Source organism: Kitasatospora sp. NPDC029367 (assembly GCF_055569135.1).
In genome coordinates this window covers 54,564-80,714 of record NZ_JBVHYH010000032.1, presented here as the reverse complement: position 1 = coordinate 80,714, position 26,151 = coordinate 54,564, and the positions used below count along the sequence as shown (strand labels likewise).

The window sequence follows — 26,151 nt, the reverse complement described above, 5'->3', positions numbered from 1 at the left end:
CGGCGGGGCAGCCGGGCGGCGGGGTCTCAGTGCGAGGCCCACCACGTCGAAGGCGCCGCGGCGGTGTAGCCCAGCGACTCGTACAGCGGCCGGCCCAGCTTGGAGGCGGTCAGAGTGGCCGGCACCTGTGCCAGGTCGGCGAGGGAGGCGGTCATGACGGCCCGGCCCACGCCGCGCGAGCGGAACGCCGGCGACGTGGCCACCCAGTAGTGGCTGGCGACACCGTCGTCCACCACCCGCACGCACGCCCCCGCCGCGACACCCTGGTGCGAGGCCAGGAACACGTCCACACCCACCCGCTCGATCAACGCGACCGGGAACAACTCGCCAGGACGGTGGGGCTCGAAGGCCGCCAGCTCGAAACCCTCGATCACCACCCGCTCAGCCGCCCACAGGTCCTCCTCCCGCTCCACCCGGAGCACATCCAGCCCCGACGCACCGCCGGACTCGGGCACCAGCCCGGCCCCGGACGCCGGTGCGGACGCAGGTACGGGCGGGCGGAGCATGACGGGCATCTGCCAGCTGCGCAGGCCCAGGTGGCTCAGGTCGGTGGCACCGAAGGGGTCCTCGGCATTGACCGGGCCCGCGGCCCGGCGCACCAGGCCACTCAACTCCGCCAGTTCACCCGCGTCGAGATCGCCCTCCTGCACCAGGATCCGCAGGCCAGCACGCTCACCACCGTCGACGGCCAGGAAGCCGCGGCGCCGGATCACCTCGTGCCCCCGGGAGTGGCCGGTCGCGGCCCAGAAGGCAGCCGAGTTACGGGCCTGACGCAACGGCGCCTCGGCCGGAGTGAGGGAGGGGAGCTTGTCGGTCGCGGTGATTCCGGTTGTCATGCCGCCCACCGTAGTACCGAATTGACCAGTCGCGCCGGGCCAATCCGACATCGATCCACTGGGCCACCCCTGGTGAAGCCGGAAACCGCACATGCTTCCTCGGCCGCTCGGCCCTCGCACCGGTGACCGCCGCAGGTGATGACCAGCCGCTTCCTCCCGCTCCCCGCAGCGTAGGGCCCGGCACACGCCACCGTGCCGACGCCCGGGACGGCCGTGCGCCCATCCGCCGGTGCTGGGCCCCACGCGTGGAGGGCAGGGGAAGGATCACGCCCGGCCCGCGCCGTACGCGGCGCAGCCACCCGCTGTCGCACCGGGCCGGTCGTGTTCCAGCGGCGCCACCCTGTTCACGCGGCGGCGATCAGGACGCAGCCGCTCGCGCCGTCGGTCCCGCCCGCGCCGTTCTGCCCGGCGGGCTTCGATCCCAGGCCGCCGTCACCGCCGCGGCCGCCGCTTCCGCCGTTGCCCGTCGCATCGCCGGCGGGACACGCGCCGGTGATCGCGAGAGGCAGGGTGATGGCCCCGCCGGTGCCACCGGTCTGGCCGTCGGTCACCGCGGCGCCGGCGGCGCCGGTGTACGGAGTGGGGGTGGCGGTCACACCGGTGGCGGTGGCCGCACAGACCGGGTCGGTGCCCTGCTGGCCGCCGGTGGCCTGGGCGAAGCCGCCTGATCCACCGGCTCCGCCACCCTGGCCGGCCGGGCCGCCGGCGGTTCCGGAGCCGCCCGGAGGGCGGTTGGCGGAGCCGTGACCGCCGGCTCCGCCGCCTCCGCCGGGCGCGAGTACCTCGATTCCCCCGGGGCCGGCGACGGACGCGGCTTGGCCGCCGTGGCCGCCGCGGCCGGGGTTGCCCGCGGAGAAGGCGCCGCCGCTGCCACCGCTGCCGCCCGCCCCGCCGGGTGTGGCGAAGGGCACCGTGATGTCCAGCACGCTGCCCGCCTGGAGCCCGGTGAAGGTGCAGGTGAGGGCTGCCGCCGCGCCACCGCCCGTACCGCCCTGGCCGCTGCTGCCGTCGCCGTAGATCATGCTGGCACCCTGGCCACCTCCGCCACCGCCGCCGCTACCCGCGGCGCCCACAGCCGTGACGGTCAGCGTGCTGGTCCCGGGCGGGACGGTGTACTGGGCGAAGCCGGGAGCGCAGACGGACGTGGAACCGTCGGGAGGGCAGGACAGGACGGGAGTGATCAGGACGCATCCCGGCAGACCGTCACCGAACCCGGGCAGGCCCAGGCCGGCCAGGTCGCCGAGGCCACCGAGGGCGCCCAGGCCACCTTGGCCGCCGAAGCCGGCCCCGGAGCACTGGGGCGCGAAACCGTCGGGAGAGATCGTCCCGCCGCTGCCGCCGTCGCCGGCCGACTGCCCGGCGGTGCTGGTGGCGGCCGGGCCCGTGACGGCCGTCAGCCCGTTGCCGGACGCGGTACAGCTCGGTGAGGCGCCCGGCCGGCCGCCGGTCTCCTCCGGAGTGCCGCTCGCCGTGCCGCCCGCGCCCCCGCCGCTGCCGCCACCGGCGCCGCCGTCCACGCCGTCGATCTCGAAGCCGCCGAATTGGGCGACACGGCCGGCGCCTCCTCCGCCACCGGCGGCGGAGATGACCAGGCCCGAAGCGCCGACCGAGGCGGCCTGACCACCACCGGAAGGACTCAGAACCTGCGAACTCTCCGCCAGCGCACCGGCGTTGCCGCCGGCGGGCACGGTCACCGCCAGCTCCGTGCCCGGTGCCAGGCCGGTGACGGTGCAGACGATCGCAGCACCGGCCCCTCCCCCGGCACCGGCGAACCCGCCGCCCCCGCCGCCGCCCCCGCCGATGACGGTGAACCGGACCTGCCGCGCGTTCTGCGGCACGGTGTAGGTGGAGGAGCCCGGGGTGTTGCAGACCGTCGTACCGTTCACCACCGAACACGCACCGGCGGCTGCGGGCGCGCGGGGCGCCACCGCGGCAGCTGCCGCAGGCAGCGGCAAAATCCCGCCACCACTCAGCGCCAGGGCGCCCACCGACGCCAGCGCGCCCAGCAGACAGCGCCCTCGACCCCCGCCTCCGTCTTCCCCCGGAATCCGTCGTCCCAGCACGATCTCTCGGCCTCCCATACAGGTCGTCTCAGATGGGAGCACAGCGGATCCGAACCGCTCGCTCACGGAAAGTGTCACCATCGACACGCTGAGTGCGCAACGGCGGTTCGGTGTGACAGGCCGCCATCCGGATGAGCGTCTGGAGCGCTTCCCGTGGGTCCCCGAGGCCGTCGCCTCGGCCCGCGTCCGTCCGTGTGTTCCGCGACCAGCGGTCCGCACACGGCCCTGGGGGTGCGTCAGGTCTTCCGGGCCGGCCCCGGGAGGGTGCCGACCCCAATCCTGCCAGGTCAGGCCTGGGAGCGGTAGGACTCAGCACACCCTTCCTGTGCCTTGCCGCCGCCCCCGCGCACCCCGCACACTCGTGCAACACCCCACTCCCCCGACGGCCTTCGCGCCGCCGCCCGCGCTCGCCCGGGCGGCCGGCGCGCACACCGCCGTGCCCGGACGCGTCCGGCGCGGTACGCGCAGGGGGGTCCGGGGTGCGAGGTGCGTACCGAAGCAACGACGAAGGGGGACAAGCAACATGAGCGTCCACGCGGACCTGGTACTGAAAGCCCGGATCACACTGCTGAGCCACAACGACCGGATCCTCGACGGCGAGGAGGGCATGCGGGTCTACCGCACCCTGTTCGCCGTCAGCCCCCAGGTGTACGCCTACAAACTCGCCTACGTGCTGCGCGCACTCGCCGAGACCAGCCCCCGCGCGGCCCGCCGGCCCGGGGCGCGGGAGGAACTGCTGGCAGAGGCACGGGCCGCGAGCGCGCACATCCCCGCCGACGCCCCCGCCCACCAGCGCCGCATGTGGGAGCACACCGTGCCGCAGCTCCAGGAGTTCGAGCGCCGACTCGGGCAGGCGAACGCCCGATGAAGGACACCGACGAGAACCCGAACCGCGGCCCGCACCCGGACCTGGTCCTACGGGCCCGGATCCAACTCCTGGTCGGCGACCGGTGGTTGGACGGCGAGAAAGGCATGCGGGTCTACCGCACCCTCTTCGCCGTCAACCCCCGCGGCTACGCCTACCACCTCACCAGGGTCCTGCTCGACCTCAGCCGCCACCCCCGCCTGGCCCACCTGCCCGACGCACGGCGCGCGCTCCTCCACGAAGCGGTCGACGCCGCCGCCCACATCCCCGCCGACGCACCCTGGTACCAGACCAGCTACCAGCAGTACGCGCGCAGTGCACTCACCCGCCTCGACCAGGAAGAACGAACGCCGTGACCGGAGGAGCGGGCGGTGAGGGCACGGCGGCCCCGGTCGAGGGCGGTGTCGGGTACGGCCTCCAGTTCGGTGAGGTGGTCGACGTGGTCGAGGGCGGCGCGGGTTGAGGAGGTCGCGGGCGTCGTCCTCCTCGCGGGCGCTCCGAGCACGAAGGCCATTGCGGGCGGCAGCCGGCGACGGCGGCGGCGAAGACGAGGCCGAGGGAGAGAATGGTCACCGGGCGCCAGACCGTACGGAGGTCGCGCAGCGACAGCTCCTCGGCGGAGGCGTACAGCAGCGGGGGCAGGACCACCATGCCGATGACCTGCGGCGGTACGTGCAGGGCGGGGACTCCGGGTATCAGAGCCACCCCGATGCCCGCCAGGACCAGCAGCGACGGCGCGGGAGCGCGCAGCCGCCCGGCGAAGACGGCCACGGCCGTGGAGGACCCGGGGGAAGGACGCATCAGGGTACTGGCCGCCGACGTGCTGTCCGCCGCCTCAGCCGCTACGGAGTCAAGTGCGGGCCCTGTGAGGAAGCAGCGTGAGCGTCTCCCGCTGCCGGTCAGCCGGCAACAGCCGTCCGGAGCTGAGCAGCACCCACGGGCCTTGGCGGAACCACTACTTGACGAAGCTCTCCACGACCTTCGGCGGCCAGACCCCGACCTTGAGGGCCCCCATCGAGTAGGCCCGGGAGACCAGTGCGGCGCGGTTGGGGACCCGCAACTTCCGCAGCAGGCACGTCACGTGGTACTCCACGCCCTGACGGCTCAGGTACAACCGGGCGGCGAGCGGCACGGTCGAGACGCCGGCCGCGATGCCCTCGAGAATCTTCGCGTCGATCTCGCTCAGCAACTTCTTCTGGCCGGCCACGACCTCGGACCCACCCGAGTCCGGACGCCCGTCGGGCATCATCACCAGGATCGACGACTCGTCAGGCAGATCGCCGCGCACCATGACGGCGGTGAGCGGGACGGTGAACGTCTCGTCGTGCGGACCGACTGCTATGACGTCGGTGGCGAAACGGTCACGCCGCCCTTCGATCAGTCCGGAGAACTGACGCAGCAGGGGTTGTTGGACGCTCGGGTGCACGAGGTCGCTGAAGGTACGGCCGCAGAGGTCCGCGGAGGAACGTCCGAACTGCCAGAAGAAGGCCTCGTTCGCCTGCCGGATGGTGAGGGCCCGGTCGAGCTGGGCCATGGTCAGGCCGGGCTGTCCGGCCAGCGGGTGGTGCTGCGGTCCCGCGCCGGCGGCCGGGACGGGAGCGGGTTCGACGGTCCGGGTTGCACCGGCTGCGTACGACATCACCACAGAGAATCGGATCCCTTCAAGGCACGGGTACGGTTTGTTCTTCCCGGAACAATCCGGCGCATTCTCCGTCGGCCTGAACCGCCGTGAAGTCAGCACGGAACTCCGGCATCGGTGGAGACAGCGGTTTCAGGCGACCGAACTGCTTCCGGCCGAAACCATGGATGTTCGGATGAGTGATTCGATGACGATCCCGATATTCCGGGGTCACGCGCCTGGAACGACCTGCAATTGCGACTGACGGAGATTCAGCTTACCCAAGCGCCTGCGACCAGAGTATATGGGAGCCGTCAAGAAGCGGGCCGCATCCGAAGAATCCGTTCGAGGACCAGGATCGCGACCGCCGACCGATGCCCGGCCACCCGACGGGCCGGGGGCCTCCGGGGAATCCTTGGAGGAGCCTTTGACTCCCCTTCTGACTCCCCTTCTCCGGCCACTTCCGATCAAACCGGGACACACCCGGATGATCGGGCCGGGCGACCGTCCGGCCGGGCCAAGGACTAAGGAATTCCCGACACCGGGCGTGAGACCAAGGTGGGGTGCAGTCCCGATCGCCAACCCCGCCCCGAGGGAGTCCGATGAGCGCCGTGCAACGGCCGATCCTGTTTGTCAGCCTTCCGGAGAGCGGCCTGCTCAACCCCCTGCTGGTGCTGGCCGGCGAGCTGGCCCGACGGGGCGTGCCCGACCTCTGGTTCGCCACCGACGAGCCCCGGCGCGCCGACGTCCTGGGCCTCGCGGACCGGTCGGCGGTGGAGTTCGCCTCCCTCGGCGACGTCTTCTCCGAGCTGTCCGCGGTCAGCTGGAGCGACGAGGTGTACCGCCGGGTGACCCAGCCCTCGCGCTTCAAGGCCCACCGGGCGGTGATCCACCAGTCGTACCGGCCCGACCTCCAGGCCGAGAAGTACCGCCGGCTCGCGAAGGTCGTGGACGAGTGTGATCCCGCCCTGATGGTCATCGACTGCGTCAGTGCCTTCGCCGTCGACCTCGCGCTGACCCGGGGCATTCCGTTCGTCCTGAGCGTCCCGTTCCTGCCGAGCAACGTCCTCACCTCGCACAGCCCCTTCGGGTCCTCCTACACCCCGAGGGATTTCCCCGTCCCGCATTCCGGCCTGCCCTACCCGATGGGTTTCGGCCAGCGGCTGAGAAACCGTCTCTTCAAGCTCCGCACGCTCGCGCTGTTCTTCCACCCCGCGATGGGGAAGGTGCTTTCCGAGGACGCCCGGCTGCGCAAGGAGCTGGGCCTGCCGAAGCCCAGCCCCATGACGCGGATCGACCGCGCGGAAATGGTGCTCTGCAATTCTGTGCGGGAGCTCGACTATCCTTTCGATATTCCCGGGAAGGTGAAGCTCGTCGGGGCCATGGTGCCGCCACTGCCGGAAGCCTCGCCGGCCGACGACCCGACCGGCGTCATGGACTGGCTGGACGTGCAGTCCTCCGTGGTCTACATGGGATTCGGCACGATCACCCGGCTCACCCGGGCGCAGGTGGGCGACCTGGTGGAGGTCGCGCGACGCCTGGACGGCCGGCACCAGGTCCTGTGGCGGCTGCCGACCGAGCAGCAGCACCTCCTGCCGCCGCGCGACCAGCTGCCGAACAACCTGCGGGTCGAGAGCTGGCTGCCGTCGCAGCTGGACGTGCTGGCCCATCCCAAGGTCGAGGTGTTCTTCACCCACGGCGGCGGCAACGGCTTCCACGAGGGCGTGTACTTCGGGAAGCCGCTGGTGGTCCGGCCGTTGTGGGTGGACTGCTACGACCAGGCCGTACGCGGCCGGGACTTCGGGATCAGCCTCACGCTGGACCGGCCGCAGGACCTCGATCCGGACGACGTCGTGGACAAGCTCACCCGCGTGCTCGGCGACCGTTCCTTCCGCGAGCGGGCCGCACGCGTCGGCGAGGCGCAGCGCGCCGCCGGTGGCCGGTCGGCGGCGGCCGACCTCCTGCTCGGACTACCGGCCCTGACCTGATCCGTTCCCCGACCGTCCACGAGCCGACCCGCCGTACGGCGACCCGCCCTACGGCGGCCGGTCGCGCGACGGGCCGTCCCGAAGTGAGGACCCCATGCCCTTCACCATCCCCGTGTCCCGGCCGAGCCTCGACGGCCGGGAGCTGGAGTACGTCAACCGCACGATCGGCGACGGCTGGATCTCGTCCCAGGGGCCGTTCGTCCGGCACTTCGAGGAGGCCTTCGCCGAGTACAACGGCTCCGCGCACGGTGTCGCCTGCTCCTCCGGCACCGCGGCCCTCACGCTGGCCCTGCGCGCGCTCGGCATCGGCCCCGGCGACGAGGTCATCGTGCCGGAGTTCACCATGATCGCCTGCGCCTGGGCGGTGACCTACACGGGCGCCACCCCGGTGTTCGTCGACTGCGCCGACGACCTGAACATCGACGTCGAACGGATCGAGGAGCGGCTCACCCCGCGCACCAAGGCGATCATGCCGGTGCACGTCTACGGCCGCCGGTGTGACATGACGGCGATCATGGAGATCGCCCATCAGTACAACCTGCGGGTCGTGGAGGACTCCTCCGAGGCCCACGGCATCCGGCCGGTCGGCGACATCGCCTGCTTCTCGCTGTTCGCCAACAAGATCATCACAGCCGGTGAGGGCGGCATCTGCCTCACCGACGACCCCCGCCTGGCCGGCCAGCTGGCCCACCTCCGGGCCATGGCCTTCACCGCCGACCACAGCTTCCTGCACAAGAAGCTCGCCTACAACTTCCGCATGACGGCCATGCAGGCCGCCGTCGCCGTCGCCCAGACCGAGTGCCTGGACGAGTTCCTCGCGGCCCGCAAGGAGATCGAGCGGCGCTACGACCAGGGCCTCAAGGACGTCCCGGGGATCACCCTGATGCCACCCCGGGACGTGCTGTGGATGTACGACCTGCGGGCCGAGCGTCGCTCCGAGCTCCGAGAGTTCCTGACCGGCGAGGGCATCGAGACCCGGCTGTTCTTCCAGCCGATGAGCCGTCAGCCGGGATACTTCGACCCCTCCTGGCCCGGCCTCAACGCGGCCCGCTTCGCGGCCGACGGCCTCTACCTGCCCACCTACACCGACCTGACCCCCGCCGACCAGGACCGCGTGATCGGCGCGGTCCGCGCGTTCTACGGCGCGTCCTGAGCCGGCCGGCCGGAGGAGACCCGACACCATGACGCCCGAGACAGCGCCGCCCGACACCGTGCCCTCCCGGACCGGGCCTCCCGGGGAGCCGACGGGCGCCGAGCCGCCGGTGGTCGACTTCCCGCTGCGCGTGCCCGGCGAGCGCTTCCCGCCGCCGCGCTACCAGGACTACCGGGAGCTGCCGGGCCTGGTGCTGTCCTACCTGCCGAACGGCCGCAAGGTCTGGCTGGTGACCCGGCACGAGGACGTGCGCTCCGTCCTCACCGACAGGAGGATCAGCTCCAACCCCGACCATCCCGGATTCCCCAACGTCAGCGAGACGCTGGGCGTGCCGCGCCAGGAACAGATCCCCGGCTGGTTCGTCGGTCTCGACTCGCCCGAGCACGACCGCTTCCGCCGGGCGCTCATCCCGGAGTTCACCGTCCGGCGGGTGCGGGAGCTGCGGCCCGCCGTCGAGCAGACCGTCGACCGGTGCATCGACGCGATGCTGGCGGCCGGCGACGAGGCGGATCTGGTCGCGGATTTCGCGCTGCCCGTCCCGTCGCTCGTCATCTCCTCGCTGCTCGGCGTTCCGCCGGTGGACCGGGACTTCTTCGAGTCCCGCACGCGCACCCTGGTCGCCATCCAGGCCTCCACCGACCGACAGCGCGACACCGCCTCGCGCGAACTGCTGCGCTACATCAACCGACTGGTGGCGATCAAACAGAACTGGCCCGGCGAGGACCTGATCAGCCGGCTGCTGGCGACCGGCGCGATCGAGCCGCACGAGATGTCCGGCGTGCTGATGCTGCTGCTCATCGCCGGGCACGAGACGACGGCCAACAACATCGCACTCGGCGTGGTGACGCTGCTCCAGAACCCCGAGTGGATCGGTGACGACCGGGTGGTGGAGGAGACCCTGCGCTTCCACTCGGTGGCCGACCTGGTCTCGTTGCGGGTCGCGGTCGAGGACGTCGAGATCTCCGGGCAGCTGGTGCGGGCCGGCGAGGGGATCGTGCCGCTCGTGGCCGCCGCCAACCACGACGAGAAGGCCTTCTCCTGCCCGCACGCGTTCGATCCGGCCCGCACCGAGCGCCACCACGTCGCGTTCGGCTACGGCGTCCACCAGTGCCTGGGCCAGAACCTGGTGCGGATCGAGATGGAGATCGCCTACCGCCGGCTCTTCGAACGCATTCCCGGCCTGCGCCTCGCGGTGCCGGTCGAGGACCTGCCGCTCAAGTACGACGGCGTGCTGTGCGGCCTGCACGCACTTCCGGTCCGCTGGTAGGAGCACCCGCCCACCGATCCGCTTCAGGAGAACCGTTCATGCGCATCACCGTCGACACCGACCGCTGCGTCGGCGCGGGCCAGTGCGTGCTCAACGCCCCGGCCGTGTTCGACCAGGACGACGACGGCGTGGTCGAACTGCGCGAGCCCGCCGTGGCCGTCGAGGACCGCGACGCGGTCGTCACCGCCGCCACGCTCTGCCCGTCCGGCGCCATCACCGTCCACCGGGACTGAATCCCGCCCCGCGAGGGGCCCCGAGAGAGGACCGACCCCCATGACCAGCCCCGGCACGGCGAGCACCCTGTGGCTGCGCCGCTTCCACCCCGGTGAGGGCCGCACGGTACGCCTGGTGTGCTTCCCGCACGCCGGCGGATCCGCGAGCTTCTTCCTCCCCGTCTCCGCGGCCCTGTCCGCCGAGGCCGAGGTGATCGCGCTGCAGTACCCCGGCCGGCAGGACCGCCGACGGGAACCCTGCATCGAGGACATCGCCACCCTCGCCGACCGGATCACCGACGAACTGCTCACCCTGGACGACCGGCCCACCGTGTACTTCGGCCACAGCATGGGCGCCGTCCTCGCGTTCGAGACCGCGTGGCGACTGGAACGGAAGGGCACCCACGCACCCGGTGCGGTCATCGCCTCCGGCCGCCGGGCGCCGTCCACCACCCGCCCGGAGGCGGTGCACCGACAGGACGACGACGGCGTCATCGCCGAGCTCAAGCTGCTCAACGGCACCAACGCCCAGTTGCTCGGCGACGAGGAGGTCCTGCGCATGGCGATGCCCGCGATCCGGGCCGACTACCGCGCCATCGAGCGCTACACCTGCGGGCCCGACCGCGTCCTCGGCTGCCCGGTCGTCGCGCTCACCGGCGACGCCGATCCGCGCACCACCGTCGCCGAGGCCCGCGCCTGGCAGGCCCACACCGACGGGGCGTTCCGCCTCCGGGTCCTGCCCGGCGGCCACTTCTTCCTCGCCGACCAGCAGACGGCGGTGCTCCGGGAGATCTCCGCCGAACTCGCCGAGCTCCGCTGACGGACCGCCGGCCCGGACAAGGACCCCTGATGCGCACACTCCTGGTCGACAACTACGACTCCTTCACCTACAACCTCTTCCACTACCTCGCCGAGGCCAACGGCCGAGAGCCGGAGGTCATCAGCAACGACGACCCGGCCTTCCGGCCCGAACTGCTCGACGCGTTCGACAACGTCGTGCTCTCCCCCGGCCCCGGGACCCCGCACAGGCCCGCCGACTTCGGCCACTGTGCCGGCATAGCCCGGGAGGGCCGGCTGCCCCTCCTCGGCGTCTGCCTCGGCCACCAGGGACTGGCACTCGCCCACGGCGCCGCCGTGGGCCGGGCGCCCGCACCCCGGCACGGGCGCACCTCGGCCGTGCGGCACACCGGGACCGGTCTCTTCCACCACCTGCCGAACCCGCTGGAGGTGGTCCGCTACCACTCCCTGGCGGTCACCTCGCTCCCGCCCGCCCTGGAACCGATCGCCTGGGCCACCGACGACGGCGTGGTCATGGCCCTGCGCCACCGGGAACTCCCCCTGTGGGGGGTGCAGTTCCATCCCGAGTCGATCGGCACCGAGGCCGGCCTGCGGCTGCTGTCGAACTTCCGCCACCTCACCGAGCAGCACGGGCGCCGGCGCCGCGGCACGGCGCCCCGCCCGCGCACCTCGCCCCGCCCGGTACCCGCACCCCGGGCCGCGCGGCGGCCGACCACCCGGCGCCTCGCCGTCCTGACCCGCCGGGTCGACACCGGCTGGGAGGCCGAGACCGTCTTCGACCACGTGTTCCGCGCAGGCGGTCATCCCTTCTGGCTCGACAGCAGCCTGCCCGGCGGCCGCCTCGGGCAGGTCTCGGTGATGGGCAACGCCGCCGGGCCGCTCGCCCGCGTCGCCACCGCGGACGTCCAGCGCGGCACCGTCACGGTGACCGCCGGCGGCACCACGCAGGTCGTCCAGGGCGAGTTCCTGACCTGGCTCGACGCCGACCTGCGCACGGTCGACGTCGACCTGCCCGAGCTGCCGTTCGACTTCGCGCTCGGCTGGGTCGGCTGCCTCGGCTACGAACTCAAGGCCGAGTGCGGCGGCGAACGCGCCCACCGCTCGCCCGACCCGGACGCCGTCATGGTCTTCGCCGACCGAGCCGTCGTCCTCGACCACCACACCGGCACCACCCACCTGCTCGCCCTCGCCGAGGACGGCCGGGACGTCTCCGCCCGCGTCTGGCTGGACGACACCGCCGCCCTGCTCACCGGCCCGGCCCCGCACACCGACCCGCCCGCCCACACCCCGCCCGGCGCCGACGCCCGGCTGCGGCTGCGACACCCGCGCGAGGCGTACCTCGAGCTCATCGACGCCTGCCAGGACGAGATCACGGCCGGCGAGACCTACGAGGTCTGCCTCACCAACATGATCGACGCGCCCGCCGACCTCGACCCGTGGCAGGCCTACCGCGCGCTGCGGCGGATCAGCCCCGCCCCGTTCGCCGCCTTCCTCTCCTTCGGTGACCTCGCCGTGCTCAGCTCCTCCCCGGAGCGCTTCCTGCGGATCGGCCCGGACGGCCTCATGGAGTCGAAGCCCATCAAGGGCACCCGACCGCGCGGCGCCACCGGCGAGGAGGACGCCCTGCTCGCCGCCGACCTCGCCACCAGCGAGAAGGACCGGGCCGAGAACCTGATGGTCGTCGACCTCGTCCGGCACGACCTCGGCCGCTGCGCCCGGACCGGCTCCGTCGTCGCCGACCCCCTGTTCGACGTCGAGACGTACGCCACCGTGCACCAGCTCGTCAGCACCGTTCGGGCCCGGCTGCGCCCCGAGTGCAGCGCCGTCGACGGCGTCCGGTCGGCGTTCCCCGGCGGCTCGATGACGGGCACGCCCAAGCTGCGCACGATGCAGATCATCGACCGGCTGGAGAACGGACCGCGCGGCATCTACTCCGGGGCGATCGGCTACTTCTCGCTCAGCGGCGCGGCCGACCTGAGCATCGTGATCCGCACCGCCGTGCTCAGCGGCGGACGGCTGCGCTACGGGGTCGGCGGGGCGATCATCGCGCTGTCCGACGCCGAGGGCGAGTTCGAGGAGACGGCGGTCAAGGCCCGCCCGCTGCTCGCGCTACTCGACGCCGAGCTGCCGCTGGAGAGCCCGGCGGCCGCGATGCGTCGGCGCCGTCCGTCCGGCTCGTTCCCGGCCGCCGTCCCGAGCTGAGGGTCCGCTCTCCGGATCCTCCGCATGCCAGGCCGGGCGCCCGGAGCCGCGCGCCCGGCCGACGGGCTCCGGCCAGGAGGGCCCGGAGCACGACGCCCCGGAGAGCGCGGTCCCTCCCGAAACCCAGGCTGAGCACGGCCGGTGCGGCCGGCCGGCGACCCCGTCAGGAGCGAAGGTGCCCGTCCACAGCGATGACTACGCGATCGATCCGGCCGCCGGCTCCCCCGGGGCGCTCGGCGGCCACACCCTGCCCGCCGTGTTCGCGGCGGCGGTCCGCCGGGCGCCCGACGCCGTCGCCCTGGTCGACGGTGACCGGGAGGTGACCTGGCGCCAGTGGGCGGACGACGCCGCCGCCCTGGCCCGGGCCCTCCAGGAGCTCGGCGTCGCGCCCGGGGACGTCGTCGCCGTCCAGCTCCCCAACTGCCGGGAGTACCAGACGGCACACGTCGCCGTCGCCGCCGCGGGCGCCGTCCTGCTGCCCGTCCACGCGGGGCACGGCGCCGCGGACGTACGCGCACTGCTGGCCCGGGTGGATCCGGTCGCCGTGCTCCTCCCGGCTGAGGCGGCGGCCACGGCGGTCGAACTCCTGGCGACCGTGGCGTCCCTCCGGGCGGTGCTGGTCGCCGGGGACGAGGCACCGACCGCGGGGGGCGTGCACGCGCTGGAGCGCCTCACCGCCGAGTGGGCGGGTCACGCCCCGCACCCCGTGGACGTCCGGCCCGAGGACCCACTGGTCCTCGTCCCGTCCTCCGGCACCACCTCGGCCCGGCCCAAGATCTGCCTGCACAGCCACGACGGGCTGCTCTCCAACACGGCGTCCGTCGCCGACGAAGGCGGTCCGGCCTTCGCGGAGGCGATCCTGACGGCCTGCCCGCTCACCCACCTGTTCGGCCTGCAGTCGCTGCACACCGCCCTGTTCCGGGCCTGCCGCCAGGTGCTCCTGAACGGCTGGGACCCGGAGCGCTTCCTCGCCCTCGCCCGCGCCACCGCCCCGAGCGCCGTCTTCGCCGTCCCGGCCCAACTCCACGACGTGGTCGCCACCCTGGCCCGGAGCGGGCAGCCGGCCGGATTCCGGCCGTGCGAGGTGCGCACCGCCGGGGCGGCGATCCCCGCCGCGCTGGCGACCGACGTCCGGGCGGTGCTCGGCGGCGAACTCGTCGTCGTCTGGGGCATGTCCGAACTGGGCACCGGCACCCGGACCTCCACCACCGATCCGGCCGGCGCCGCCGTGCGCAGCGTGGGCCGACCGACCAGCGGGGCCCGCGTGCGGGTCGTCGGCGACGACGGGCGCGAACTGCCGACGGGCGAGCCGGGCGACCTCCAGTACCGCAGTCCGAGCATGTTCCGCGGCTACTACCGCGAGCCCGACCTCACCGCAGCGGCCGTCACGCCGGACGGCTGGCTGCGCACGGGCGACCGGGCGAGCCTCGGGGCGGACGGCCTGCTGCGCTTCCACGGACGCGCGGCCGAGCTGATCAACGTGGGCGGGCGGAAGTTCGACGCGACCGAAATCCAGGAGCTCCTGGCGGCGATGCCGGGCATCGGCCCGCTCGCCGTCGTCGGACGGGCGGACGCTCGGCTCGGCGAGATCCCGTGCCTGGTGCTGACCCGCGCCGCGGACCCGGCGATCGGCCTGCGCGCGGTGACCGCCTTCCTGCGGGAGCGCGAGGTCGCCGAGTACAAGGTGCCGCTGGAGCTGGTGACCGTCGACGACCTCCCGCGCACCCCGGCCGGGAAGCTGCACCGGCGGTCGCTGGAGGAGCTGGTGGCCGGGGCGGCGGTCGTTCAGGCTTCCCACGCCATGGACTACCGCGACGCGCTGGACCTCGTGCGCTCGTGCGCGGCCGAGGTCATGGACCGCGGCCCGGCGGACGAGCCGATCGGCGTCGGCACGGCGTTCCGCGCGTACGGGCTGGACTCGGTGCGCACCATCCGGCTGCGCAACCTGCTGGCGGAGGCGACCGGCCGTGCGCTGCCGGTGAGTCTCGGCTTCGACCACCCGACTCCCGCGGCCGTCGCCGCGTTGCTGTCGGGCGCGGTGTCCGACCGGGAGGAGGACCCGCACGACGCCTCCTCCGACGAACCGATCGCCATCGTCGGCATGGCCTGTCGACTGCCGGGCGGCGTCTCCTCCCCCGACGACCTCTGGGCGCTCGTCGCCGACGGCACCCACACCGACTCCGCGTTCCCCGCCGACCGCGGCTGGGACCTCGACGGCCTCTTCGACGACGATCCCGAGCACCCCGGCACCTCCTACGTCCGCCGGGGCGGGTTCCTGGACGGCGCGGGCCGGTTCGACGCCGCCTTCTTCGGCTTCTCCCCGCGCGAGGCCCTGGCCGCCGACCCTCAGCAGCGGCTGCTCCTGGAGACCGCCTGGGAGGCGCTGGAACACGCCGGGATCGACCCGAACGGGCTGCGGGGCAGCCGCACCGGCGTCTTCACCGGGGCGATGTACCACGACTACGGCGTCGGCGCCCCGGCGGAGTTGGAGGGCCTGCTCGGGATCGGCACCGCCGGCAGCGCGCTGGCCGGGCGGATCTCCTACTGCTTCGGCCTGGAGGGCCCGGCACTCGCCGTCGACACCGCGTGCTCCTCCTCGCTCGTCGCCCTGCACCTCGCGTGCCGCTCGCTGCGCTCGGGCGAGTCCTCGCTCGCGCTGGCCGGCGGCGTCGCGGTGATGGCCACGCCGACGTCGTTCGTCGAGTTCTCGCGGTTGCGCGGGCTCGCGGCCGACGGTCGCTGCAAGTCCTTCTCCGACGACGCCGACGGCGCGGCGTGGGCGGAGGGCGCCGGCCTGCTCGTGCTGGAGCGGCTGAGCGACGCGCGCCGCAACGGGCACCCGGTGCTCGCCCTCGTCCGCGGCTCGGCCGTCAACCAGGACGGCGCCTCGAACGGCATCACCGCGCCCAACGGCCCCGCCCAGCAACGCGTCATCCGTCGCGCCCTCGCCGACGCGGGGCTCGTGCCCGGCGACGTCGACGCCGTCGAGGCGCACGGCACCGGAACCTCGCTCGGCGACCCGATCGAGGCACAGGCGCTCCTCGCCGTCCACGCCGGCGCGCGCCCGGCGGACCGGCCGCTGTGGCTCGGGTCCGTCAAGTCGAACATCGGGCACACCCAGGCGGCCGCCGGGGTGGCCGGGGTGATCAAGACGGTGCAGGCGATGCGACACGGTCTACTGCCGCGGACCCTGCACGTCACCCGGCCGACCGGTCGGGTCGACTGGTCCTCCGGCGCCGTGCGGCTGCTGACGCAGGCGCAGCCGTGGCACCGGGAGGACGGGCGGGTGCGGCGGGCGGGGGTGTCGTCGTTCGGGATCAGCGGGACGAACGCGCACGTGGTGCTGGAGGAGGCACCGGTGGCGGCAGCACGCCCGGCGGCACCCTGCACCACTGACCGTCCGGTGCCGCCCTGCACCGCTGACCGTCCGGTGCCGCTGCTGCTGTCCGCCCGCGGTGAGCCGGCCCTGCGGGCCCAGGCCGGGCGGCTGGCCGAGCACCTCGCCGCCCACCCCTCGTACGCCTTGCCCGACGTCGCCCTCGCGCTCGCCGGCACCCGGGCCGTCCACACCCACCGCGCCGTGCTGGCCGGCGCCGAACGCGGCGAACTCGTCGACGCGCTGGAGCACTTCGCCGCCGGGGAACCGTCGCCGGTCGCCCCGGTGACCGGGCGGCGTGACGGCGGCGGGCGGCTCGCCTTCGTCTTCGCCGGGCAGGGCAGCCAGCGTCCCGGCATGGGGCGCGAACTCGCCGCCTCCTTCCCCGAGTTCGCAGCGGCCCTGGACGAGGTGTGCGGCTTCCTGGACCCGCTGCTGGAGCGGCCGCTGCGTTCCGTGCTGTGGGAGGACCCGGCAGACCTCCTGGATCGAACGGAGTTCGCCCAGCCCGCGCTGTTCGCCCACGAGGTCGCCCTCCACCGGCTGTTGGAGTCCTGGGGCGTACGCCCCGACCTGCTGGCCGGGCACTCGGTCGGCGAGATCGCCGCCGCGCACGTCGCCGGGGTGCTGTCCCTGCCGGACGCGTGCACCCTGATCGCCGCCCGGGGCCGGCTCATGCAGGCCCTCCCGGCCGGTGGCGCGATGCTCGCAGTCCGGGCATCGGAGGACGAAGTCCTGCCGCTGCTGGGCGAGTTCGTCTCGCTGGCGGCCGTCAACGGCCCCTCGTCCGTCGTCGTCTCGGGCACCGAGGAGGCGGTGGCGGCGGTCGGGGCCCACTTCGCCGACCGGCGGACGGCGCGGCTGCGCGTCTCGCACGCCTTCCACTCGCCGCTGCTGGAGCCGATGCTGGCGGAATTCCGTGACGTGCTGGAGGGGTTGTCCTTCGCCCCACCCGCCATGGCGCTGGTCTCCGGCGTCACCGGCCGACCGCTGACCGCCGAGGAGGCCCGCGACCCCGGCCACTGGGTGCGGCAGGCCCGGGAGCCGGTCCGCTTCCGGGACGCCGTCTCGCGGTTGGGAGCCGAGCACGCCGACGCCTACCTCGAACTCGGTCCCGCCTCCGCGCTCGCCCCCGTGCTCGGGGAGTGCCTGGCCGGCGCGGACGCCGGCGCGCCGGCCGCCGTCACCACGACCGGCTCGGCGGACCGGACGGACGAGGCGCGCGCCCTGCTGGTCGCCGTCGGACGTCTCCACCTGCACGGCGTACCGGTGGACTGGGAGGCCGTCCTGCCGGGCGCCCGGCCCGTGCCGCTGCCGACGTACGCGTTCCAGCGGCAGACGTACTGGCTCGCGCCCGCCGCGCCGACACCGCCGACCGCGGCCGTCCTCGCCACCGCACCGCTGCGCGACGGCCGGCTCGCCACGGCGAGCCCCGAGGAGCGCGACGCCCTGCTCCTCGAACTCGTCCTCGCCGAGACCGCCGCCGTGCTCGGGCGCGGCCCCGACGACCTCGAGGCCACCCACGCGTTCTCCGACCTCGGCGTCAACTCCGTCAACGCCGTCGAACTGCGCGAACGCATCGCCACCGCCACCGGCACGCCCCTCCCGGCGACCCTCGTCTTCGACCACCCCTCACCGGTCTCCGTGGTCCGCGCCATCGCGGCCCTCCGAGACCGGCCCGCCCCGGGCGCCGCTCCCGAACCCGCCGCCGCCGACCTGGTCGACCGCCTCGCGGCGCTGCTCGCCGCCGGCACCGCACTCGACCCGGCCACCGCCGCCCGGCTGCGCGACCTCGCCCGGCGCTGCGCCACAACCGCCGGACCGGCCCGCCCGGCTCCCGGGCCCGACCTCGACGAGGCCACCGACGAGGAACTCTTCCGCCTGATGGACGCCGTGGACTGACGCCGCGGAGCCGCTCGGGGACCTATTCCGGGACCTACTCCGCGGACCGGCTCCGTCGACCGAACCCGTGCCCCGAAAGCCCCGCGTGCCCTGCCGATTCCCCTACGGAGACCCGATCATGCCCGCCCGCACCGCACCGCCACCGCCCACCGCGGCCGCCGACGACCTCGTGATCGAGGCGGTCGACGTCGGCATGACCTTCGGCGACGTCCGCGCGCTCGACTCGGTCAGCCTCGCCGTCCCGCGCGGCAGCGTCCTCGCCCTGCTCGGCCACAACGGCGCCGGCAAGACCACCCTCGTCGGCGTCCTCACCACCGCCCTCGCGCCCACCACCGGCCGGGCCAGCGTGGCCGGGTTCGACGTCCTCCGCCGCCCCGCCGAGGTCCGCCGCCGGATCGGCCTCACCGGCCAGTACGCCACCGTCGACGGACGGCTCAGCGGCCGCGACAACCTCCTCCTGCTCGCCGGCCTGCTGGGCGCCGGGCGCCGCGCCGCCCGCACCCGCGCCGACGAACTCCTCGACCTCTTCGACCTCGGGCACGTCGCCGACCGTCCGGCCCGTGGCTACTCCGGCGGCCTGCGCCGGCGCCTCGACCTGGCCGCGAGCCTGGTCGGCCGGCCCGAGGTGGTGTTCCTCGACGAACCCACCACCGGGCTCGACCCGGTGAGCCGGCTCGGTCTCTGGGAGATCGTGGAGGGCCTCGTCGCCGAGGGCACCACCGTCCTGCTCACCACCCAGTACCTCGACGAGGCGGACCGGCTCGCCGACGCCATCACCGTGCTCTCCGGCGGCAGCGTCGTCGCCCACGGCACTCCGGCCGAGCTCAAGTCCCGAGTGGGCAGGCGCACCGTCACCGTCGTCCTCGACGGGCCCGGCGGGAGCGCGCCCGGGAACGACCTGGAGCGCGCCGCCGACGCGCTGCGCCGTGCCGGGCTCGCCCCGGTCGCCGGGCGCGAGGGCGCCGCCCTGGTCGTCCCGATCGAGGCCACCCGCGACATCGCCGCCGTCGTCCGGGCGCTGGACGGGGTCGGGGTCGAGGCCGCCGAGCTCACCTTCGGCGAACCCGGCCTGGACGACGTCTACCTCGCCCTGGCCCATCGCTCCGCCGGCCTCGACAGCCTCGACGACCTGGCCGACCCGGACAGCCCGGACAGCCCGGACAGCCCGGAAGGATCCCAGCAGTGACCACCACGCTCGACACCGACCGACCGACCCGCGCCGCCACGGTCAGCGCGCCCGTCTGGCGCGGCAGTTCACGGCCCACCCAGATCCGCATCCTCACCGGCCGGTCGCTGCGCGCGCTCGTCACCGATCCGGCGGTGCTGCTCTTCGGCCTGCTCCAGCCCGTCATCACGCTCGTCGTGCTCTCCCAGGTGTTCAGCCGGATGGGACTTCCACCGCACTTCCCGCCGGACGTCACCTACCTGGACTTCGTCCTGCCCGCCGTCCTCGTCGACAACGCCGTACAGTCCGCCGTCCAGTCCGGCGTCGGCCTCGTCGAAGACCTCCAGAACGGCATCGTCGCCCGCCTGCGCTGCCTGCCCGTCGCCCCGAGCTCCCTGCTCGTCGCCCGCAGCCTCACCACGCTCGTGCGCGCCGCCGTCCAGGCGCTGATCATCCTGGCGCTCGGCATGCTCGTCCTCGGCTACCACCCGCGCGGCGGCGCCGGCGCGGTCGCCGCCTCGATCGGGCTGACGCTGTTCATGAGCTGGGCCCTCGGCTGGCTCTTCATCGCGGCGGCCGCCTGGCTGCGCCGTGCCGAACCGATCCAGAACCTGGCGATCATCGCCGTCCTCCCCCTGATGTTCGCCTCCAGCGCCTACGTCCCGACCGCCGACCTCCCCGACTGGCTGGCCGCAGTCGCCCACGTCAACCCCCTGACGTACGCCATCGACTCGACCCGAGCCCTCGCCCTGGGCCTCCCGGGCACGGGAACGGCCGTGCCCGCCCTGCTGCTCGGCACGGCCGTCGCGGCCATCGGCGCGTGGCTGGCGGCCACGGGCTTCCGCAGGCCGATCGCTCCGCGCTGAGCTCCGCGGCCGGTGCGGTGCGCGGGACATCGGGATGACCGACCTCCTGCGCACCGCACCTGTCTGCCCTGTCCTCCCGACGTGGTCGCGGCGGCCGCTTCCCGCAGGGCGAAGGCCCGCGCGTCGGACGATCGGGTCACCAGGCCCGAAGACCGCTGTTCCGACCTCCAGCGCGGCGAGTCGATGCGGGGACCCGACCGCACGGACGCGATCGCACCGCCACCACGACCGCCACCACGACCGCCACCTGGGCCTCCTCCGGCACCGGCCGCGCGCCGGCGGCCCGGCCCCGGACCGCCGACGCGTCCAGCCGGTGTGCCACCACCTCCGCCCCGTGCCGATCAGCGAGTCCGGCGGTCGGCGTCCTCAGGTGGTGGTGCGGACGGCCGACGAGTACAGGGGCCAGCCGTCCTGGTCGGGACGGCACACCACCTCGGCGAAACGCCCGCACTCCCGCAGCAGCGCCGGCACCGTCGCCCCGTGCAGGTGGCCGTGCTCGACCACCAGGGCGCCGCCCGGCCGCAGCATCCCGGCCGCCGCCTCCACCACCTGGCGCACGACCCGCAGGCCGTCCACGCCGCCGAAGACGGCCTGGCGGGGCTGGTAGCGGCCGAACTCGTCCGGCACGTCGGCCGCGTCCGGCATGAAGGGCGGGTTCGCGAGCACCAGGTCGACCTCGGCGGTCAGCCCGGTGAGGGTGCCCGCCCGGGCCGCCGGGCCCTCGTGGACGGTGATCACCGTGTCCCCCAGGGCCGCGCGCCGGGCCGCATTGCGGCGGGCGAAGTCCGCGGCGATCGGGTCGAACTCGACGGCGTGTACCCGGGCGTCCGGCCGGGCGTGCGCGAGGGCCAGGCCGATCGCGCCCGAGCCGGCGCACAGGTCGACCACCGTCGGCGCCTGCCTATCGACGAGGGCCTCCAGACCGGCCGCCAGCACGAGCTCGCTGTGCACCCGCGGCACGAACACGCCCGGCCCGACGAGGAGGTCGAGGCCGCCGAACACGGCGCGCCCGGTCAGGTGGCCGAGCGGCACGCCCTCGGCTCTCCTGCCGACGAGGTCCCCCAAGCGCCGTACCTCTCTCGCGTCGAGCTCCTGCCGAGGATCCAGCCCGCTCGGCTCCACACCGAGCACGCGCGCGGCCAGCTCCTCCACCTCCCGCCGTGCGCCGGCCCGCACGGTGCTCTCGAGTGTCAGCACGGCCTCGTCGATCAGGTTCCCGAGCATCGTCGTTCCCATCCGTAGCCTCCCCGGCCCCACGGCGCGGCGCCTAGCCGCCGCACACCACCGCCGACGGTACGGCCGCGGCGGCTAGTCAAGAGCCCAGAACTCTCGTCCGCGAGGATGGCGTCCGCGAGGATGGTTGGACGCTCCGGTGGTTCGTTGTCGACGGATCGGGCCTGCCGGCAGACGCGCGGCAGGCCCGCGGACGTTGATGGCGAACAGCTGGGCGTACGAGCGCGCAGCGTCGCGGGAGCCCGGGATCCGGGCCCCCGCGACGTCGGGACGGGCGGGTCAGTCGGACAGCCCCAGCTCGTTGTCCAGGAGGTCGAACATCTCGTCGTCCGACGCCGACGCGAAGTCGAAGGCCTCGGCCTCGGAGTCGGCGGCCCTGGAGGCGAGCCACTTGGTCCGCAGGACCTCCAGGCGGGCGGTGACCTGGGCGAACAGGTCGTCGTCCGGGACGCCCGCCTCCGCCGTGCCGAACGCCAGCTCCAGCCGGTCGAGTTCGGCCAGCAGTGCGGCCGGGCCCTCCGTCGCCGCGGGCCGGAGGCCCAGGCGGTCGAAGAGGTGGTCGGTCAGTTCCGCCACCGTCGGGTGGTCGAAGACCAGGGTGGCCGGTAGCCGCAGGGCCACCAGCGCTCCCAGCCGGTTGCGCAGTTCGACCGCTGTGAGGGAGTCGAGGCCGAGGTCCTGGAAGGCCCGCTGCGGGTCCACCCCGGAGGCGTCGGTGTGGCCGAGGACCGCGGCGACCTGACGGCGGACCGCCTCCAGCAGCGCCTCGCGCCGTTCGCCGCCCGGCAGTTCGGACAATCGGCGCACGAACGCGGCGCCGCCGGCCGCCCCGCCGTCCGCTCCCGCGGCCGAGCCGCGCCGGACCGGCACACGCACCAGGCCCCGCAGGAGCGGGGGGACGTCACCGCGCCGGACCAGGGCGGCCGGGTCGAGGCGGAGCGGCAGGACGGCGGGTGCCGGGCCGGCCGTGGTCGCGTCGAACAGGGCGAGGCCCAGTTCCGGCGTCAGCGGCGGCATTCCGGCCCGGGCCAGTCGTTCGGCCTCCGCCTCGGTGAGGGTGCCGGTCATGCCGCTGCTGCCGGTCCACGGCCCCCACGCCAGGGAGACGGCCGGGAGGCCGAGCGAGCGGCGGTGGACCGCCAGGGCGTCCAGGAAGGCGTTGGCCGCCGCGTAGTTGCCCTGGCCGGGGTTGCCGAGCGTGCCGGCCGCCGAGGAGAACAGGACGAAGGCCTCGACGCGTTCCGCTGCCCGATGGAGGTTCCACGCCGCGTCCGCCTTCGGACGCAGGACGGCACCGATGCGCTCGGGCGTGAGCGAACCGATCGTCCCGTCGTCCAGGACGCCCGCGGTGTGCACCACCGCGCGGATGTCGTGGCGGGCGAACAGCCCGGTGACGGCGGCCTCGTCGGCGACGTCGCAGGCTTCGACGGCCGTCTCGGCGCCGAGGTCGGCCAGTTCGGCGACCAGCTCGGCCACGCCGTCGGCGGCGGCGCCGCTGCGGCTGACCAGCAGCAAGCTGGGCACGCCGTGCTCGGCGGCGAGGTGCCGGGCCACCAGGCGGCCCAGGCCGCCGGTACCGCCGGTGATCAGCACCGCGCCCTCGGTGGGCCAGCTCGGGGCCTCGGCCGCTAGCTCCTGGCGCACGAGCCGGGCGGCGAACAACTCGTCGTCCCGCAGCAGCAGTTGCGGCTCGTCGACGGTGACCGCGTCGGTCCGGAACTGCGTCGCGGCGGTGGCCAGGTCGAGCAGCCCGAACCGGCCGGGCTCCTCCGAGGCCGCCGAGCGGACGAGGCCCCAGGCCGCCGCACCGGCAAGGTCGTCGCCGGACACCGCACCCCGTGTGAGGAACACGAGCCGCGAGGCCGCGAACGCGTCCTCCGCGAGCCAAGCCTGAACCAGCTCCAGGACGGAGGCCACCGTGGCGTGCACCGAATCGACCCCACCGACGGGGAGTTCGGCCACCACCACCGGCGGCACGTCGGACCTCGCGGCGAGCGAGGCCAGCGCCTGCGCGGTCGGCTCGACGGAGACGACCGCCGCGTCCGCGTCGGCGGGAACCTGCACCGGCACCCAGTCGAGGCGGAACAGCGCGTCGTGGCCCGCCGGGCGCGCGGCCGCGCCGAGCTGCTCGGCGGCGATCGGCCGAACGCTGAGCGAGCCCACCGAGGCGACCGGCCGGCCCTCCGGGTCGGCCGCGGCGAGCGCCAGCCCGCCGGACGCCGACGGCGCCAGCCGGATCCGCAGGGCCGACGCGCCGGAGGCGTGCAGCGCGACGTCCTCCCACGCGAACGGCACCCCGGCACCGCCCTCACCGAGCCCGCCGCCCACGGCGAGCGTGTGCAGACAGGCGTCGAACAGGGCCGGGTGCAGACCGTAGGCGCCGCCCTCGACACCCTCGGGAAGGGCGACGTCGGCGAAGAGCTCGTCGCCGCGCCGCCAGACCGCGCGGAGGCCCCGGAACGCCGGGCCGTACCCGAACCCGGCCTCCGCCAGGCCGTCGTAGAGGCCGGTCAGGTCGACCTGCTCGGCGTCGGCCGGCGGCCATGCCGAGGCGTCGAAGGCCGTCGGCGTCGCGCCGGTGCCGAGCACGCCGCTGGCGTGCAGCGTCCACGGGTGGGGGCCGCCCGCGCCGGTCCGGGAGTGCACGCTCACGGGCCGGCGGCCCGCGTCGTCCGGCGTGCCGACGACGACCTGGAGCTGGACGGTGCCCGTCCCCGGGAGGACCAGCGGCGCGGCCAGTGTCAGCTCCTCGACGACGTCGCAGCCGACCTCGTCTCCCGCGCGCACCGCCAGCTCGACCAGCGCCGTGCCCGGCACCAGGACCGAACCCAGGACGACGTGATCCGCCGCCCACGGGTGGGATCGCGCCGACAGGCGGCCGGTGAACAGGAGGCCATCACTGTCGGCCAGTTCCAATGAGCCGGTGAGCAGCGGGTGTTCGGCATTCCTGAGCCCGGCGGACTCGGCGCCGCGGCCGGCGGGCAGGCCGCTCGGCCAGTAGTCCCGGTGCTCGAACGGGTAGGTCGGCAGTGCGGCGAGGTGCCGGCCGGCGCCGCCGAGCAGGGCCCGCCAGTCGACCTTCGCGCCGTGGACGTGGAGGCCCGCGAGGGCCTGGAGGAGGCTCGCCTCCTCGGAGCGGTCCTTACGGAGCGCCGGGGCGGCCACGGTGTCGGCGTCCTCGGGCAACACGCTCGCGGCGAGGGTGGTGAGGACGGTGTCGGGGCCGAGTTCGAGGTAGCGGCGGACGCCGGCCTCGTGGAGCGTACGGACGCCGTCGGCGAAGCGGACGGCCTCGCGGACGTGACGCACCCAGTAGTCGGGGGTCGTGACGTCCCCGTCCAAGGCGCCGGTGAGGTTGGAGACCAACGGGATCGACGGCGCGTGGTAGGTCAGCCCGTCGAGGACCTCGCGGAAGTCCGCCAGCATCGGGTCCATCAGCGGCGAATGGAAGGCGTGGGAGACGCGAAGGCGGGTCGTCCGGCGGTCGGCGAAGTGCGCCTCGATCGCCGCGACGGCGTCCTCGGCACCCGAAACGACCACGGACGTCGGGCCGTTGACAGCGGCGATCGACACCAACTCGCCCAGCAACGGCAGGACTTCGTCCTCCGCTGCCCGCACGGCCAGCATCGCACCACCCTCCGGCAGCGCCTGCATCAAACGACCCCGCGCACGCACCAGCGCGCACGCGTCCGCCAGCGAGAACACCCCTGCCACATGTGCCGCCGCCACCTCACCGATCGAGTGCCCCGCCACGAACTCCGGCACCACACCCAACGATTCGACCAACCGGAACAACGCCACCTCGACCGCGAACAACCCCGCCTGGGCGAACTCCGTCCGGTTCAGCAGCTCCGCATCGTCACCCCACACCACCTCCCGCAGAGCGGGATCCAGCTCCGCACACACCGCATCGAAAGCCGACGCGAACACCGGGAACCGGGCATACAACTCCCGCCCCATCCCCAGCCGTTGCGACCCCTGCCCCGAGAACAGGAACGCCGTCCTGCCGTCGGCCGCCGCGCCCCGGGCCAGCTCCACGCCGTCCACGAGCACCGTGCGGTGCGGCAGCGCCGACCGCCCGGCCAGGGTGAACGCCACGTCGGCGGAGGGCAGTTCACCGGCATACGTGAGCCGGGCGAGCTGCGCGTCGAGCGCCGCCTCCGACTTGGCGGACACCACCCAGGGCACCAGGCCGGGTGCGGACTCGTGCTCCGCCTCCGCCGATTCGGGCAGCTCCAGGATGACGTGCGCGTTGGTGCCGCTGATCCCGAAGGAGGAGACACCCGCGCGGCGCGGGTGGCCGGTGGCCGGCCAGTCCGTGCGCTCGGTGAGCAGTTCGACGGCGCCGACCGTCCAGTCGACGTGGGTGGAGGGCTGGTCGATGTGCAGGGACTGCGGCAGCACGCCGTGCTGCATCGCCAGCACCATCTTGATCACGCCCGCGACGCCGGCCGCCGCCTGGGAGTGGCCGATGTTCGACTTGATCGAGCCCAACAGCAGGGGCAATTCGCGGTCCTGGCCGTACGTGGCGAGGAGCGCCTGTGCCTCGATCGGGTCACCCAGCGTCGTCCCGGTGCCGTGCGCCTCGACGGCGTCGACCTCGGCAC

Annotated in this window: 16 protein-coding genes and 1 pseudogene (1 of these 17 cut by a window edge); 11 read left to right on the top strand and 6 right to left on the bottom strand. The window is 74.2% G+C overall.

Translation table 11 applies throughout. The features are described 5' to 3' along the window. Window positions 1-26 precede the first annotated feature (26 nt). The gene (locus tag ACZ4W5_RS19235) at window positions 27-836 is read right to left on the bottom strand and encodes a GNAT family N-acetyltransferase (RefSeq protein ID WP_360229480.1); all 810 of its coding nucleotides are present in this window, start codon (window positions 834-836) and stop codon (window positions 27-29) included. Between the two features lie 344 nt (window positions 837-1,180). Next, complete coding sequence (locus tag ACZ4W5_RS19230; protein WP_465655708.1) at window positions 1,181-2,722, bottom strand: glycine-rich domain-containing protein; 1,542 nt, start codon at window positions 2,720-2,722, stop codon at window positions 1,181-1,183. Window positions 2,723-3,422: 700 nt separating this feature from the next. Here ACZ4W5_RS19230 and ACZ4W5_RS19225 point away from each other — a divergent pair. Further along, entirely contained in the window at window positions 3,423-3,767 is a 345-nt protein-coding gene (locus tag ACZ4W5_RS19225) for a hypothetical protein (protein WP_465655706.1), read from the top strand. Beyond that, complete coding sequence (locus tag ACZ4W5_RS19220) at window positions 3,764-4,120, top strand: hypothetical protein (RefSeq protein ID WP_465655704.1); 357 nt, start codon at window positions 3,764-3,766, stop codon at window positions 4,118-4,120. Before ACZ4W5_RS19225 ends, ACZ4W5_RS19220 begins: the two co-directional genes overlap by 4 nt. A 181-nt stretch (window positions 4,121-4,301) precedes the next feature. On the opposite strand, the pseudogene ACZ4W5_RS19215 reads toward ACZ4W5_RS19220, so the two are convergent. Together ACZ4W5_RS19215 and ACZ4W5_RS19210 are read right to left on the bottom strand one after the other, a co-directional pair. Further along, a pseudogene (locus ACZ4W5_RS19215) lies at window positions 4,302-4,565 on the bottom strand (cation:proton antiporter domain-containing protein); the annotation flags it as partial. A 154-nt stretch (window positions 4,566-4,719) separates the two neighbouring features. Next, window positions 4,720-5,403, bottom strand: coding sequence for a LuxR C-terminal-related transcriptional regulator (locus tag ACZ4W5_RS19210; RefSeq protein ID WP_402489852.1), 684 nt, complete (start codon window positions 5,401-5,403; stop codon window positions 4,720-4,722). A 581-nt stretch (window positions 5,404-5,984) separates the two neighbouring features. On the opposite strand from ACZ4W5_RS19210, the gene ACZ4W5_RS19205 reads away from it, so the two are divergent. From ACZ4W5_RS19205 to ACZ4W5_RS19165, 9 genes are all read left to right on the top strand, one after another. Then, entirely contained in the window at window positions 5,985-7,370 is a 1,386-nt protein-coding gene (locus ACZ4W5_RS19205) for a glycosyltransferase (protein ID WP_465655703.1), read from the top strand. Between the two features lie 94 nt (window positions 7,371-7,464). Continuing rightward, window positions 7,465-8,523, top strand: a complete 1,059-nt coding sequence (locus tag ACZ4W5_RS19200; RefSeq protein WP_465655701.1) for a DegT/DnrJ/EryC1/StrS family aminotransferase — start codon at window positions 7,465-7,467, stop codon at window positions 8,521-8,523. A 28-nt stretch (window positions 8,524-8,551) separates the two neighbouring features. Further along, the gene (locus ACZ4W5_RS19195; RefSeq protein ID WP_465655699.1) at window positions 8,552-9,790 is read left to right on the top strand and encodes a cytochrome P450; all 1,239 of its coding nucleotides are present in this window, start codon (window positions 8,552-8,554) and stop codon (window positions 9,788-9,790) included. A gap of 38 nt (window positions 9,791-9,828) precedes the next feature. After that, the gene (locus ACZ4W5_RS19190) at window positions 9,829-10,023 is read left to right on the top strand and encodes a ferredoxin (RefSeq protein WP_465655697.1); all 195 of its coding nucleotides are present in this window, start codon (window positions 9,829-9,831) and stop codon (window positions 10,021-10,023) included. A 40-nt stretch (window positions 10,024-10,063) separates the two neighbouring features. After that, complete coding sequence (locus ACZ4W5_RS19185; protein WP_402489867.1) at window positions 10,064-10,822, top strand: thioesterase II family protein; 759 nt, start codon at window positions 10,064-10,066, stop codon at window positions 10,820-10,822. A 29-nt stretch (window positions 10,823-10,851) separates the two neighbouring features. Beyond that, window positions 10,852-13,002 (top strand): aminodeoxychorismate synthase component I, encoded by a 2,151-nt coding sequence (gene pabB, locus ACZ4W5_RS19180; protein ID WP_465655696.1) that lies wholly within the window; start codon window positions 10,852-10,854, stop codon window positions 13,000-13,002. Window positions 13,003-13,177: 175 nt separating this feature from the next. Further along, on the top strand, window positions 13,178-18,280 hold the full coding sequence (locus ACZ4W5_RS19175) for a type I polyketide synthase (protein WP_465655695.1): 5,103 nt from the start codon (window positions 13,178-13,180) through the stop codon (window positions 18,278-18,280). 118 nt (window positions 18,281-18,398) lie between these two features. Then, the gene (locus tag ACZ4W5_RS19170; protein WP_465655694.1) at window positions 18,399-19,466 is read left to right on the top strand and encodes an ATP-binding cassette domain-containing protein; all 1,068 of its coding nucleotides are present in this window, start codon (window positions 18,399-18,401) and stop codon (window positions 19,464-19,466) included. Continuing rightward, entirely contained in the window at window positions 19,463-20,311 is an 849-nt protein-coding gene (locus ACZ4W5_RS19165; RefSeq protein WP_465655693.1) for an ABC transporter permease, read from the top strand. The genes ACZ4W5_RS19170 and ACZ4W5_RS19165 overlap by 4 nt, the downstream gene beginning before the upstream one ends. Before the next feature lie 366 nt (window positions 20,312-20,677). Here ACZ4W5_RS19165 and ACZ4W5_RS19160 read toward each other — a convergent pair whose 3' ends face one another. Both ACZ4W5_RS19160 and ACZ4W5_RS19155 read right to left on the bottom strand, forming a co-directional pair. Beyond that, window positions 20,678-21,547 carry a N5-glutamine methyltransferase family protein gene (locus ACZ4W5_RS19160; protein ID WP_465655691.1) on the bottom strand — a complete coding sequence of 290 codons (870 nt, stop codon included), beginning with the start codon at window positions 21,545-21,547 and terminating at the stop codon, window positions 20,678-20,680. Between the two features lie 276 nt (window positions 21,548-21,823). Further along, window positions 21,824-26,151, bottom strand: partial view of an SDR family NAD(P)-dependent oxidoreductase gene (locus ACZ4W5_RS19155; protein WP_465655689.1) — the final stretch only. Its footprint extends 26,068 nt past the window's final position; only the last 4,328 of its 30,396 coding nucleotides appear in the window; its start codon lies beyond the right edge, outside the window; its stop codon occupies window positions 21,824-21,826.